The 12681-nt window shown below is 61.1% G+C and carries 11 protein-coding genes; 2 read left to right on the forward strand and 9 right to left on the reverse strand.

The window, feature by feature from the left end:
• Nucleotides 1-88 precede the first annotated feature (88 nt).
• The 5 genes from pstB to BM300_RS26965 all read right to left on the reverse strand — a co-directional run bounded on the left by pstB (nt 89) and on the right by BM300_RS26965 (nt 7706).
• Nucleotides 89-922 carry a phosphate ABC transporter ATP-binding protein PstB gene (gene pstB / locus BM300_RS26945; RefSeq protein WP_063323547.1) on the reverse strand — a complete coding sequence of 278 codons (834 nt, stop codon included), beginning with the start codon at nt 920-922 and terminating at the stop codon, nt 89-91.
• Between the two features lie 93 nt (nt 923-1015).
• Entirely contained in the window at nt 1016-2686 is a 1671-nt protein-coding gene (pstA, locus tag BM300_RS26950; RefSeq protein WP_063323548.1) for a phosphate ABC transporter permease PstA, read from the reverse strand.
• Nucleotides 2687-2701: 15 nt separating this feature from the next.
• Nucleotides 2702-4735, reverse strand: coding sequence for an ABC transporter permease subunit (locus BM300_RS26955; RefSeq protein ID WP_170862108.1), 2034 nt, complete (start codon nt 4733-4735; stop codon nt 2702-2704).
• A 405-nt stretch (nt 4736-5140) separates the two neighbouring features.
• Nucleotides 5141-6139 carry a phosphate ABC transporter substrate-binding protein PstS family protein gene (locus BM300_RS26960; protein WP_063323550.1) on the reverse strand — a complete coding sequence of 333 codons (999 nt, stop codon included), beginning with the start codon at nt 6137-6139 and terminating at the stop codon, nt 5141-5143.
• Between the two features lie 268 nt (nt 6140-6407).
• Nucleotides 6408-7706, reverse strand: a complete 1299-nt coding sequence (locus BM300_RS26965) for an MFS transporter (RefSeq protein WP_092150652.1) — start codon at nt 7704-7706, stop codon at nt 6408-6410.
• 378 nt (nt 7707-8084) lie between these two features.
• On the opposite strand from BM300_RS26965, the gene BM300_RS26970 reads away from it, so the two are divergent.
• Both BM300_RS26970 and BM300_RS26975 read left to right on the forward strand, forming a co-directional pair.
• Nucleotides 8085-8489: an acyl-CoA thioesterase gene (locus BM300_RS26970; protein ID WP_003177184.1), complete on the forward strand. Its 405-nt coding sequence runs from the start codon at nt 8085-8087 to the stop codon at nt 8487-8489.
• 58 nt (nt 8490-8547) lie between these two features.
• Entirely contained in the window at nt 8548-9447 is a 900-nt protein-coding gene (locus BM300_RS26975) for a D-hexose-6-phosphate mutarotase (RefSeq protein WP_092150649.1), read from the forward strand.
• A 72-nt stretch (nt 9448-9519) separates the two neighbouring features.
• Here the strand turns inward: BM300_RS26975 and BM300_RS26980 are convergent, their stop codons facing one another.
• The 4 genes from BM300_RS26980 to purE all read right to left on the reverse strand — a co-directional run bounded on the left by BM300_RS26980 (nt 9520) and on the right by purE (nt 12083).
• Nucleotides 9520-10056, reverse strand: a complete 537-nt coding sequence (locus BM300_RS26980) for a DUF3299 domain-containing protein (RefSeq protein WP_063323553.1) — start codon at nt 10054-10056, stop codon at nt 9520-9522.
• 89 nt (nt 10057-10145) lie between these two features.
• Nucleotides 10146-10391, reverse strand: a complete 246-nt coding sequence (locus BM300_RS26985; RefSeq protein WP_003196372.1) for a GlsB/YeaQ/YmgE family stress response membrane protein — start codon at nt 10389-10391, stop codon at nt 10146-10148.
• A gap of 102 nt (nt 10392-10493) precedes the next feature.
• Nucleotides 10494-11579: a 5-(carboxyamino)imidazole ribonucleotide synthase gene (locus tag BM300_RS26990; RefSeq protein ID WP_063323554.1), complete on the reverse strand. Its 1086-nt coding sequence runs from the start codon at nt 11577-11579 to the stop codon at nt 10494-10496.
• A gap of 12 nt (nt 11580-11591) precedes the next feature.
• Complete coding sequence (purE, locus tag BM300_RS26995) at nt 11592-12083, reverse strand: 5-(carboxyamino)imidazole ribonucleotide mutase (protein WP_003196369.1); 492 nt, start codon at nt 12081-12083, stop codon at nt 11592-11594.
• Nucleotides 12084-12681: the final 598 nt, after the last annotated feature.

Raw genomic sequence — 12681 nt, forward strand, 5'->3', positions numbered from 1 at the left:
GCTGCAAGCTACAAGCTGCAAGCTGATGTGTGTCGTTACGCTAAACTGCTTTTACTTGCCGCTTGAAGCTTGCGGCTCGCAGCTGCCGCTAGCCATAGCGGCCCGTAATGTAGTCCTCGGTCTGCTTCTTGGCCGGATTGGTGAACAGCGTATCGGTGTCGCCGAACTCCACCAGTTTGCCCATGTACATGAACGCGGTGTAATCGGAAACCCGCGCCGCCTGTTGCATGTTGTGGGTCACGATGACGATGGTGAACTTGGACTTGAGCTCGTAGATCAGTTCTTCGACTTTCAGCGTCGAGATCGGATCCAGGGCCGAGCAGGGTTCGTCGAGCAGCAGCACTTCCGGCTCCACGGCGATGGTGCGGGCGATCACCAGACGCTGCTGTTGACCGCCGGACAGGCCCAGGGCCGACTCATGCAGGCGGTCCTTGACCTCATCCCACAACGCCGCGCCCTTGAGGGCCCATTCCACGGCTTCGTCGAGGATGCGCTTCTTGTTGATGCCTTGGATGCGCAAGCCGTAGACCACGTTCTCGTAAATGGTTTTCGGGAACGGGTTGGGCTTCTGGAACACCATGCCCACGCGACGACGCAGCTCGGCCACATCTTCGCCCTTGCGATAGATGTTGTTGCCGTAGAGGTTGATTTCCCCTTCGACGCGGCAGCCGTCCACCAGGTCGTTCATGCGATTGAACGTGCGCAGCAAGGTTGACTTGCCGCAGCCCGATGGACCGATGAACGCGGTGACGCGCTGTTTCGGGATGTTCAGGCTGACGTCGTACAGTGCCTGCTTCTGGCCGTAGAACAGGTTCAGGCCGGGCACTTCGATGGCGACGGTTTCTTCGGCCAGGTTCAGGCTCTGCTTGTCGCGGCCCAGGGCCGACATGTTGATGCCGTGTGTATGTGCTTCGTGTTGCATGGTCTCACTCCGTTCGTAGCTGCAAGCTTCTAGCTGCAAGCTGCAAGTTTGAGCAAAAGCGGCCTGTAGCTTGCCGCTTGTGGCTAATGACTTTTAGCTATCCAACGCTTTGTATTTCTCGCGCAGGTGGTTACGGATCCACACTGCCGACAGGTTGAGCGTGGCGATCACCAGCACCAGCAGCAGCGCCGTGGCGTACACCAGCGGTCGCGCCGCTTCGACGTTCGGGCTCTGGAAGCCCACGTCATAGATATGGAAGCCCAGGTGCATGATCTTCTGGTCCAGGTGCAGATACGGGTAGTTGCCGTCCAGCGGCAGCGACGGGGCCAGTTTCACCACGCCTACCAGCATCAACGGTGCCACTTCACCGGCAGCACGGGCCACGGCGAGGATCATCCCGGTCATCATCGCCGGGCTCGCCATGGGCAGGACAATTTTCCACAGGGTCTCGGCCTTGGTCGCACCAAGGGCCAGGGAGCCTTCGCGCACGGTACGCGGGATCCGCGCCAGGCCTTCCTCGGTGGCCACGATCACCACCGGCACCGCCAGCAGCGCCAGGGTCAGGGACGCCCAGAGCAGGCCCGGGGTGCCGAAGGTCGGCGCCGGCAAGGCCTCGGGGAAGAACAAGCGGTCGACCGAACCACCCAGCACGTAGACGAAGAAGCCCAGGCCAAACACACCGTAGACGATGGCCGGAACGCCGGCCAGGTTGTTCACCGCGATGCGGATCAGGCGGGTCATCGGGCCTTGGCGGGCGTATTCACGCAGGTAGACCGCCGCCAGCACGCCGAACGGCGTCACGATCATCGCCATGATCAGGGTCATCATCACAGTGCCGAAAATCGCCGGGAAGATGCCACCTTCGGTGTTGGCTTCACGCGGGTCGTCGCTGAGGAATTCCCAGACCTTGCTGACGTAGAAACCCATCTTGGTGAACGTGCCCATGCCGTTTGGCTGGTAGGCGTGCACCACTTTGCCGATTTCGATTTCCACTTCCTTGCCGTTGGCATCGCGGGCGGTCAGGCTGTCGCGATTGAACTGTGCATGCAGGTCGGCCAGGCGCGCTTCGATGTCCTTGTAGCGGGCATTGAGCTCGGCGCGCTCGCTTTCCAGGTCCGCCTGGGCAGAAGCGTCGAGCTTGCCGTCCAGCTCCAGTTTGCGACCGTGCAGACGGATGCGTTCCAGGCCGGCGTTGATTGCACCGATGTCGACTTTTTCCAGGGTCTTGAGCTCGGAGGCCAACTGGTTGACGCGCTCTACGCGAGCCTGCAGTTGCGGCCAGGCGGCCTCGCCTTCGGCGATGACCTTGCCGTTTTCCTTGACGTTGACCAGGTAGCCGTAGAAGTTGCCCCACTCACGACGCTCGATGGCCATCAGCTCCGGCGGCGTAGTCTGGTTGGTCAGCCAGTCGCCGACGATCCAGGTGAAGTCGGTGCCGTTCAGGTCCCGGTTGCCCACCTTGATCAGTTCGCGGGTCATGAACTCGGGGCCTTCGTCCGGCACCGGCAGGCCAGCGCTTTTCAGGCGCTCACGAGGCACTTCTTCCTTCTGCACGACTTCGCCGACCACCAGGTGCGCAGGCATGCCCGGCACGTTGTAGCTGGCGTGGACCAGGTCCGCCGGCCAGAAGTGGCCCAGGCCGCGCACGGCGATCACCGCCAGCAGGCCAATGGTCATGATGACCGCAATGGACACCGCGCCACCGCTGATCCAGACGCCGGGGGCGCCGCTCTTGAACCATCCTTTCAGGGAGTTCTGTTTCACAGACTTCTACCTTTCTTAAAGCGACGAATATTTCTTGCGCAGACGCTGACGGATCAGCTCGGCGAGGGTGTTCATGACGAAGGTGAACAACAGCAGCACCAGGGCCGACAGGAACAGCACGCGATAATGGCTGCCGCCGACTTCCGACTCAGGCATCTCCACCGCCACGTTGGCCGCCAGGGTGCGCAGGCCTTCGAACAGGTTCATTTCCATGACCGGCGTGTTACCGGTGGCCATCAGCACGATCATGGTCTCGCCCACCGCACGGCCCATGCCGATCATCAGCGCCGAGAAGATGCCGGGGCTGGCGGTGAGGATCACCACGCGGGTCATGGTCTGCCACGGCGTGGCACCGAGGGCCAGGGAGCCCAGAGTCAGGCCACGCGGCACGCTGAACACGGCGTCTTCGGCGATGGAATAGATGTTCGGGATCACCGCGAAGCCCATCGCCAGGCCGACCACCAGGGCGTTGCGCTGGTCGTAGGTGATGCCCAGGTCATGGGAGATCCACATGCGCATGTCGCCGCCGAAGAACCACGCTTCCATGTACGGGCTCATGTACAGCGAGAGCCAGCCCACGAACAGGATCACCGGGATCAGCAGGGCGCTTTCCCAGCCGTCCGGCACTCTCAGGCGAATGGATTCCGGCAGCCGGCTGAAGACGAAACCGGCGACCAGGATGCCAATTGGCAGCAACATCAGCAGGCTGAAAATACCCGGCAGGTGCCCTTCGACGTACGGCGCCAGGAACAGGCCGGCGAAGAACCCGAGGATCACCGTCGGCATCGCTTCCATCAGCTCGATCACCGGCTTGACCTTGCGGCGCATGCCCGGGGCCATGAAGTAAGCGGTGTAGATCGCGGCGGCAATGGCCAGCGGCGCAGCCAGCAACATCGCGTAGAACGCCGCTTTCAGGGTGCCGAAGGTCAGCGGCGAAAGGCTCATCTTGGGTTCGAAGTCGGTGTTGGCGGCAGTCGATTGCCAGACGTACTTGGGTTCGTCGTAGTTTTCGTACCAGACCTTGCTCCACAACGCGCTCCACGACACTTCCGGGTGCGGATTGTCCAGCGTCAACGGTTGCAGCTTGCCGCCCTGTTCAACGATCAGGCGGTTGGCCCGTGGCGACATGCCGAACAGGCCCTGGCCGTCGACCACCTGGTCCACCAGCAGAGTACGGTGGGCGGTGCTGTGGAACACGCCAAGCTTGCCGGCGGCGTCGAGCGCAACAAAGCCTTTGCGACGTTCTTCGGCGCTGATCTCGACGATGGGCGTGCTGCCCATCTGGAAGGTACGAATCTGTTTGAAGCGCAACTCGCCGTCCGGATCACGGGCCATGAACCACTGGGCCAGGCCGCCCTTGGAGTCGCCGATGATCAGCGAGATCCCGCCCACCAGCTGGGTGGCGGCGGTGACTTGGGCGTCGGCGTTCTCAAGCAGCTTGTAGCGGCCATTGAGGCTCTTGTCCCGCAGGCTGAACACGTCGGCCTGGGCACGTCCGTTGACCACATACAGCCATTGCTGACGCGGGTCGACGAAGATGTTCTTCACCGGCTCGGTCATCTGCGGCAGGTCGATGCGGGTCTGCTCGCTGGTGACCTCACCGGTCATCATGTTTTCTTCGCTGGTGAGCGACAGCACTTGCAGTTGGGCACCGCTGGAACCGGCCAGCAGCAGGGTCGAGTCGGTGGCGTTGAGGCTGACATGTTCCAGGGCCGCGCCCTGTTCGTTCAATGCAATCGGCGTCTCGCCGTAAGGGTATTCGACGGCAGGCGAGATGGTTTTCTTGCCGTCCGGGTAGCTGACCTTATAGGTGTGACGAAATACCAGGGCTTGGCCGTTGGACAGACCGATTGCCACCAGCGGGCTGCCGGGCTGGTCTTCGCCAATGGCGGTCACGCTGGCGCCGGCCGGAATCGGCAGGTCGATGCGGCGCAGTTCGGCGCCACTGCTGATGTCGAAGAACAGCGCCTGGCCCTTGTCGGAAACCCGCATGGCGACTTGGTTCTGTTCTTCGATGGAGATCATCAAGGGTTTGCCGGCATCTTGCATCCAGGCCGGGGTGATCGTGTCCTTGGCGGTCAGGTCCGCGCCCTGGAACAGGGGCAGCACCACGTAGGCCAGGAAGAAGAAGATCAACGTAATGGCAGCAAGGACAGCGAGGCCACCGACCAGCACGTACCAGCGGGTCAGGCGATCCTTGAGCGCGCGAATACGGCGCTTGCGTTGCAGCTCAGGCGTATTGAAGTCAATGCGCTTGGGAGGGGAAGTCGTAGTCATTGTGGAGTTGGCCAGATCATTCATGCGCACACCCTAGCGATCCTGTATGACAGAAAGATGACAATGCAGTGACGCAACAAATCCGCCGCCGGCAGAAAGCGGCAGCGGACAGGAATTTGGGTTGTGGGAGCAACCTTCACTCCCACAGGAGTCCGGGCGTTGGCCCGGGCTCAGGTATTACTTCTTGGCGACGCTGCCGCCTTCCGACAGACCCAGGTCAGCCAGTGCCTTGGCGGCCACTTTGGCTGGCAACGGGATGTAGCCGTCCTTGACCACGACTTCCTGGCCTTGCTTGGACAGGATCAGCTTCACGAACTCGGCTTCCAGCGGGGCCAGAGGCTTGTTCGGTGCCTTGTTGACGTAAACGTAGAGGAAGCGCGACAGCGGGTACTTGCCGTTCAGGGCGTTTTCCTCGGTGTCTTCGATGAACTCGCCGCCTTCTTTCTTGGCCAGGGCAACGGTTTTCACGCTGGCGGTCTTGTAGCCGATACCCGAGTAGCCAACGCCGTTGAGCGAGCTGCTGATCGACTGTACAACCGAGGCCGAGCCAGGCTGTTCATTGACGTTGGACTTGTAGTCACCTTTGCACAGGGCTTCTTCTTTGAAGTAGCCGTAGGTGCCGGATACCGAGTTACGACCGAACAACTGGACTGGCTTGTTGGCCAGGTCACCGGTCACGCCCAGGTCGCCCCAGGTCTTGACGTCGGCCTTGGCGCCGCACAGACGAGTTGAGGAGAAAATCGCATCAACCTGAGCCATGGTCAGGCCTTTGATCGGGTTGTCCTTGTGTACGAATACCGCCAGGGCGTCCACGGCAACCGGGATGGCGGTAGGCTTGTAACCGTATTTGGTTTCGAAAGCCTGCAGCTCGTTGTCCTTCATCTTGCGGCTCATCGGGCCCAGGTTGGAGGTGCCTTCGGTGAGCGCGGGTGGCGCGGTGGAAGAACCGGCGGCCTGAATCTGGATGTTTACGTTCGGGTATTCCTTCTTGTAGTTCTCGGCCCACAAGGTCATCAGGTTGGCCAGGGTATCGGAGCCGACGCTGGACAGGTTGCCCGATACACCAGTGGTCTTGGTGTAGCTCGGGATCGCAGGATCAACAGCGGCAACCGCGTTGGCAGTCGCAACGCCAGCAGCGACAAAAGTCATTGCCGCCATCAAACGCTTCAGTTTCATGCCTTACTCCTAGCAGATAGGGTGTGTTAAGTCGGCCAAGTATCGGTAAGCCGTGTGAACACTCTATGGCTGAAATATGACAATTGGATGAAAGGCCAGTATCGAGTTTTACAAGATGTTGTGGCGAGGGGATTTATCCCCGTTGGGGTGCGAAGCGGCCCTCAAGCCAGCGCCTCGGTGCTTCAGGCTGATTGCATCCAGCCATGGGGGCTGCTACGCAGCCCAACGGGGATAAATCCCCTCGCCACAGAAGCCTGTTCAGAGCCATCTAGCGCCCTTTCTTCCAAAGGTAGCCGCCTACCACGATCCCGATCCCACAGATGGCCGCCACGTAATACGCCGGCCCCATCGGGCTCTCTTTCAACAGCAGGGTCACGATCATCGGCGTCAATCCGCCGAAGATTGCATAGGCCAGGTTGTAGGAGAACGACAAGCCGCTGAAACGCACCACGGCCGGGAAAGCATTGACCATGACATAAGGCACCGCGCCGATGGTACCCACCAGCAAGCCACTCAAGGCATACAGCGGGAACAGCCATTCGGGGTGATCGAACAGGCAGTGGTAGAAGGTCCAGAATGTGATCAACAGCAAACCGCTACCGAAGACAAACACCCGACCGGCACCAAAACGATCGGCCAGCACACCCGCACCGATGCAACCGAAACTCAGGCACACGATCGCCAGGCTATTGGCCTGCAACGCGGTGGTCGGACTGAAGTGGTAAACCGTCTGCAGCACGGTCGGTGTCATCAGGATCACCACAATGACGCCGGCCGACAATAGCCAGGTCAACAGCATGGAAATGGCGATGGCGCCGCGGTGATCACGCAGCACGGCCCGCAGCGGCACTTCCTCGGCCAGGGCCTTGCGCAGTTGCAGCTCGGCGAACACCGGGGTTTCGTGCAACCAGCGGCGCAGATACACCGAAAACAGCCCGAATACGCCACCCAGCAAGAACGGGATCCGCCAGGCGTAATCGGCCACTTCCACCGGTGTATAAAGGCTGTTGATCGCCGTGGCGACCAGCGAACCCAACAAAATCCCCGCCGTCAGGCCGCAGGTCAGCGTGCCGCAGGCATAGCCGATGTGGCGCACCGGAACGTGTTCGGAAACGAAGACCCAGGCGCCTGGCACTTCCCCGCCGATGGCCGCGCCCTGGATCACCCGCATCAGCAACAGCAGGATGGGCGCCCACATGCCGATCTGTGCATAAGTGGGCAGCAGGCCCATGATCAGGGTCGGCACGGCCATCATGAAAATGCTCAGGGTGAACATCTTCTTGCGCCCCAGCAGATCGCCAAAGTGGGCCATGACGATCCCGCCTAGCGGCCGGGCCAGGTAACCGGCGGCAAAAATGCCGAACGTCTGCATCAAGCGCAGCCACTCAGGCATTTCGGCAGGGAAGAACAATTTGCCGACCACGGTGGCAAAGAACACGAAAATGATGAAATCGTAGAACTCCAGCGCACCACCCAAGGCAGAAAGCGACAGGGTCTTGTAATCGTTGCGGGTCAATGGACGCGCGGGTTGTGCGGGCGTCGCCGTGCTCGAAGGCGCAGTGGTCATGGCAAGGGCTTCTCTTATAGTCGGTTCTGCAACCCTGGCAATACGGGTTGGGGGGCCTGGGCAGGTCCGGCACGATAGCAAATTGTTCGAAAAAGCACATAGAGGTGCGTATTTGATAGTCAAAATCAGAACCGAGTGGTCGTCTCGACGTCTATCGCCCGATATACTCGCAACCTTGCAGTACTCTGTAAGGGGTTGCTGTGCGAAAACGTCGTTGGTGGCGTAGTACCAGAACCAGCCGGTTTCGCAGAGTTTCCCTTTGGCACGCCTTTACGAAAAACGTGACGAACGCAGTATGTTCGGGCTGAATCGTTTTTTACAAAGACGGCTATTCACCTGAAGTACAAGACAGCGTTACGGGTCAGAGGCACCCCCTGCATGATAGAGCTCGAACAAGAAGATCCAATCCCGCAAGGCGACCTGGCCCTGCAAATCACCGCGCTCCCTCGCGAGACCAACGGCTTCGGCGATATTTTCGGCGGCTGGCTGGTGTCCCAGATGGACCTGGCCGGCACCGCCATGGCCAGCAAGGTAGCCGGCGGACGCGTGGCCACCGTGGCGATCGATCGCATGGCGTTCCTCGTACCGGTGGCAGTGGGGGCGCAGCTTTCCTTTTATACCCAGGCGCTGGAAATCGGCCGCAGCTCGATCCAGATGATGGTCGAGGTCTGGAGCGACGACCCGTTGTCCAGTGAATGGCGCAAGGTGACCGAGGCGGTGTTTGTCTTCGTCGCCATCGACGGCAGTGGTCGGACCCGTTCGGTTCCGCCGCGCGCCCGTTAAACACGGCGGCCGTTTTGCGGTCCATTGCAGTTCCTGTTCCCCGAGCGAGATTTGCAACATGCCTACGCCCAACGTCGAAGCCGTCAAACTGGATGAACTGAACGCCTGGCGCATCCGCCACGGTCAGGCCGAGTTGCTGGTGGCCCAACAAGGCGCGCATATCCTCAGCTATCAAGTGGACGGCCAGCCGCCGCTGATCTGGCTCAACGACGAGGCCACGTTCAAGGCCGGCAAGAGCATTCGCGCGGGCGTGCCGGTGTGCTGGCCGTGGTTCGGCAACCTGACGCGCAACCCCGACAGCGTACAGGCCATGCGCGTGACCAACGACCCGGCCACGGCCCACGGCCTGGTACGGGCGATGGATTGGGAATTGAAGGGCATCGAAGCCGAAGGCGAAAGCCTCAAGGTGGAATTCGTGCTGCCCTACCCCGAAAACGGCCTCTCGGGCTGGCCTCACCAGGTGGACCTGACGCTGACCATCGTGATGGACGAGCAACTGCACATCCGCCTCACCAGTCATAACCGTGGCAGCGAAACCGTCAGCCTCAGTCAGGCGCTGCACAGCTACTTCGCCGTGAGCGACGTGCGCAACGTGCAGGTCGAAGGGGTCGATGGCCTGAGCTACATCGAGACCCTGGACGACTGGAAAACCGTCACCCAGGCCGGCAACCTGCACTTTGCTGGCGAGACCGACCGCATCTATCTCGATACCCCACCAAAGCTGAGCATCATCGACCCGCAGTGGGAACGCCGGATCGAGCTGGCCAGCAGCGGTTCGCGCTCGGCGGTGATCTGGAACCCCTGGACCGAACGCGCCAAGGCCTTCAGCGACATGGCCGACGACGGCTGGCAGCACATGCTATGCATCGAGACGGCGAATGTGATGGACGATGTGGTGACGCTGTTGCCCGACGCCAGCCATACTCTTGGCGTGAGCATCTGCGGCAAGCCGCTCTAAACCACACCACAAAAACCACTGTGGGAGCTTGCTCGCTCCCACATTGGATCTTGGGTCGCGCCAACCAGCCGGTTACAAATCCGCCTCCTGCACCACCCTCACCTTCTCCGCATCCAGCGCATACGCCGCGCTGGCCAGGTCGTTGTCGACCTTTTCGATCTTCAGCGTGCCGGTCACCCACAACGGCGTATAGATGTCATCCAGCTTCAGGCCCTTGGGGTAGCGCACTAGCACCAGTTGATTCGGCGGTGGTGGCGGGACGTGAATGCAGGCGCCGGGGTAAGGCACCAGGAAAAACAGCGTGCTACGGCCCTTGGCGTCGGTTTCCAATGGCACGGGGTAACCGCCGATACGAATGTGCTTGTCGTTCATCGACGCCACGGTCTTGGTCGAATACATCACCGCCGGCAAGCCTTTACTTTGCTTCAGGCCACCTTTTTCGGTGAAGGTGCCGCTGGCTTCGGGGGAGTCGTGGTCGATCTCGGGCATGGCCTCGAGGGCTTTCTGGTCCGACTTGGGCATCAGTTCGAGCCAGTCGGTTTCCGGCAGCTCGGCAGCATGGGCCAGGCCACTGCCCAGTAGAAGAAGGGTCAACACTAGACGGCGCATGAAAGGGCTCGGCAATGAGTGGAAAGTGAAACGCCGAGCATTCTAGCCCCCTCTGCGCGCCAGGCAGAGAGGGCTTTATCGCATTTGAATCAGTTTCTTTTGATCAGGCCGTAGATCACCAGCAGCACCACCGCGCCCACCAGGGCACCGATGAAGCCAGCGCCTTGGCCAGCCTGGTAGATGCCCAAGGCCTGGCCGCCGTAAGTGGCTGCCAACGAACCGCCAATACCGAGCAGAATGGTCATGATCCAGCCCATGCTGTCATCGCCCGGTTTCAGGAACCGCGCCAGCAGGCCAACGATCAAGCCGATAAAGATGGTTCCGATGATTCCCATGGCATTGCCCTCTGATTGGATAGCTATGCCAAAGCCCGATCAGGCTTTGGCACTTAGCCATGAGAGAGGTTAGCCGACGAATGGTTCCACCGATGGCGCGGATTATTGCTCGGCGATCAGCGTCTCGACCTTGATGATCTGCTGGGCCAGCGTCGCCCGGTCCGCGCAACGCAGGTTGGCGTGACCGACCTTGCGCCCGGCCTTGAATGCCTTGCCATAGTGATGCAAATGGCAGTCAGCGATCGACAGGACTTTCTCGCTGTCCGGCACTTTGCCGATGAAGTTGAGCATCGCGCTCTCACCGACCTTGGCGGTCGACCCCAGTGGCAGCCCGGCCACCGCCCGCAGGTGGTTTTCGAACTGACTGCACTCGGCGCCTTCGGTGGTCCAGTGCCCGGAGTTGTGTACCCGAGGGGCGATTTCGTTGGCCTTGAGGCCGCCATCCACTTCAAAGAACTCGAATGCCATCACGCCGACATAATCGAGCTGCTTGAGCACCCGACTGGAATAGTCCTCGGCCAGGGCCTGCAACGGATGGTCGGTGCTGGCGACGGACAGCTTGAGGATGCCGTCCTTGTGAGTGTTGTGCACCAGCGGATAGAAACGGATCTCACCGTCACGGGCACGCACGGCGATCAGCGAGACTTCCCCGGTGAACGGCACGAAGCCTTCCAGCAGGCAGGCCACGCTGCCGAGTTCGGCGAACGTACCGACCACGTCTTCAGGCTTGCGCAGGACTTTCTGACCCTTGCCGTCGTAACCCAGGGTACGGGTCTTGAGCACGGCGGGCAGGCCGATGGCAGCGACGGCGGCGTCCAGGTCGGCCTGGGACTGAATGTCGGCAAAAGCCGGCGTGGGGATGCCCAGGTCCTTGAACATGTTCTTTTCGAACCAGCGGTCACGGGCGATCCGCAAGGCCTCGGCGCTCGGGTAGACCGGGACGAACTGGGACAGGAAGGCCACGGTCTCGGCCGGGACGCTTTCGAACTCGAAGGTCACCAGGTCGACTTCATCGGCCAGTTGGCGCAGGTGATCCTGGTCGCCGTAGTCGGCCCGCAGGTGCTCACCCAACGCGCTAGCACAGGCGTCCGGCGCCGGGTCCAGGAAAGCGAAGTTCATTCCCAGCGGCGTACCTGCCAGGGCCAACATGCGACCCAACTGGCCGCCACCGATTACACCGATCTTCATTCGTCAACAACCTCAGGCAATGCGTGGGTCTGGATTGTCCAGGACGCTGTCTGTCTGCTCAGCGCGGAATTTTTTCAGCACGGTATGAAATTGTGGATGCTTGGCGCCCAAAATGCTCGCCGACAGCAGGGCCGCGTTGATCGCACCAGCCTTGCCGATGGCCAGGGTCGCGACCGGGATGCCGGCTGGCATCTGCACGATCGACAGCAACGAATCGACGCCCGAAAGCATCGAAGACTGGACCGGCACGCCCAACACCGGCAGGTGGGTCTTGGCCGCGCACATGCCTGGCAAATGGGCGGCGCCACCGGCACCGGCGATGATCACCTCGATGCCACGCGCCTCGGCCTCTTCGGCGTACTGGAACAGCAGGTCCGGGGTACGGTGGGCGGAGACCACTTTCACCTCGTAAGGGATGCCGAGCTTTTCCAGCATATCGGCGGTGTGGCTAAGGGTGGACCAATCGGACTTGGAGCCCATGATCACGCCAACCAGTGCACTCATCGTCGTGCCTCTTCTCTCTGGGCGCCCGCAGGCGCGTCAAAAAACAACAAGCCACGCAGGAAACCGGCGTGGCTTGTTGTACGAATTATGGCCGGGCGAACCGACCGAAGGCCGGGCAGTATACCGAAAATGGTGCGTTAAACGCACTTTCGCCGACCATCTGTCATTTGCGGTGAAGGGGCGGTTTTATTGACTCTCAGGTCAGCAGAGCAACGACGCAAATCCCCTGTGGGAGCGAGCAAGCCCACAGTTTGTTTTGGGTGTTCTCAAGATTTGCATACGCCACAGATCCCTTGTGGCGAGGGAGCTTGCTCCCGCTGGCGTGCGAAGCAGGCCCCGGCGGTCCTTCAGGCCGACCGTATCAGCCGGTTCTGCGACTGCTGCGCAGCCGAGCGGGAGCAAGCTCCCTCGCCACAGGGTAGTTGTCTGGCTTGATTGCGCTGTTGGTTACGGTGGCAAGGGTGGGCCCAAGTGCTGTTGAGTTGAGGTAGCCTCAAGCCCGCACCACAGGGGATCCGCGTTGTCTTCAGGATCCGGCCACACCCTGCGCCACGCCACCTTCGAGCTTGCGCCACAACAACCGCACATTGGCCTTGCG

It is taken from the genome of Pseudomonas sp. NFACC46-3 (assembly GCF_900114515.1).
Classification (GTDB): domain Bacteria; phylum Pseudomonadota; class Gammaproteobacteria; order Pseudomonadales; family Pseudomonadaceae; genus Aquipseudomonas; species Aquipseudomonas fluorescens_Q.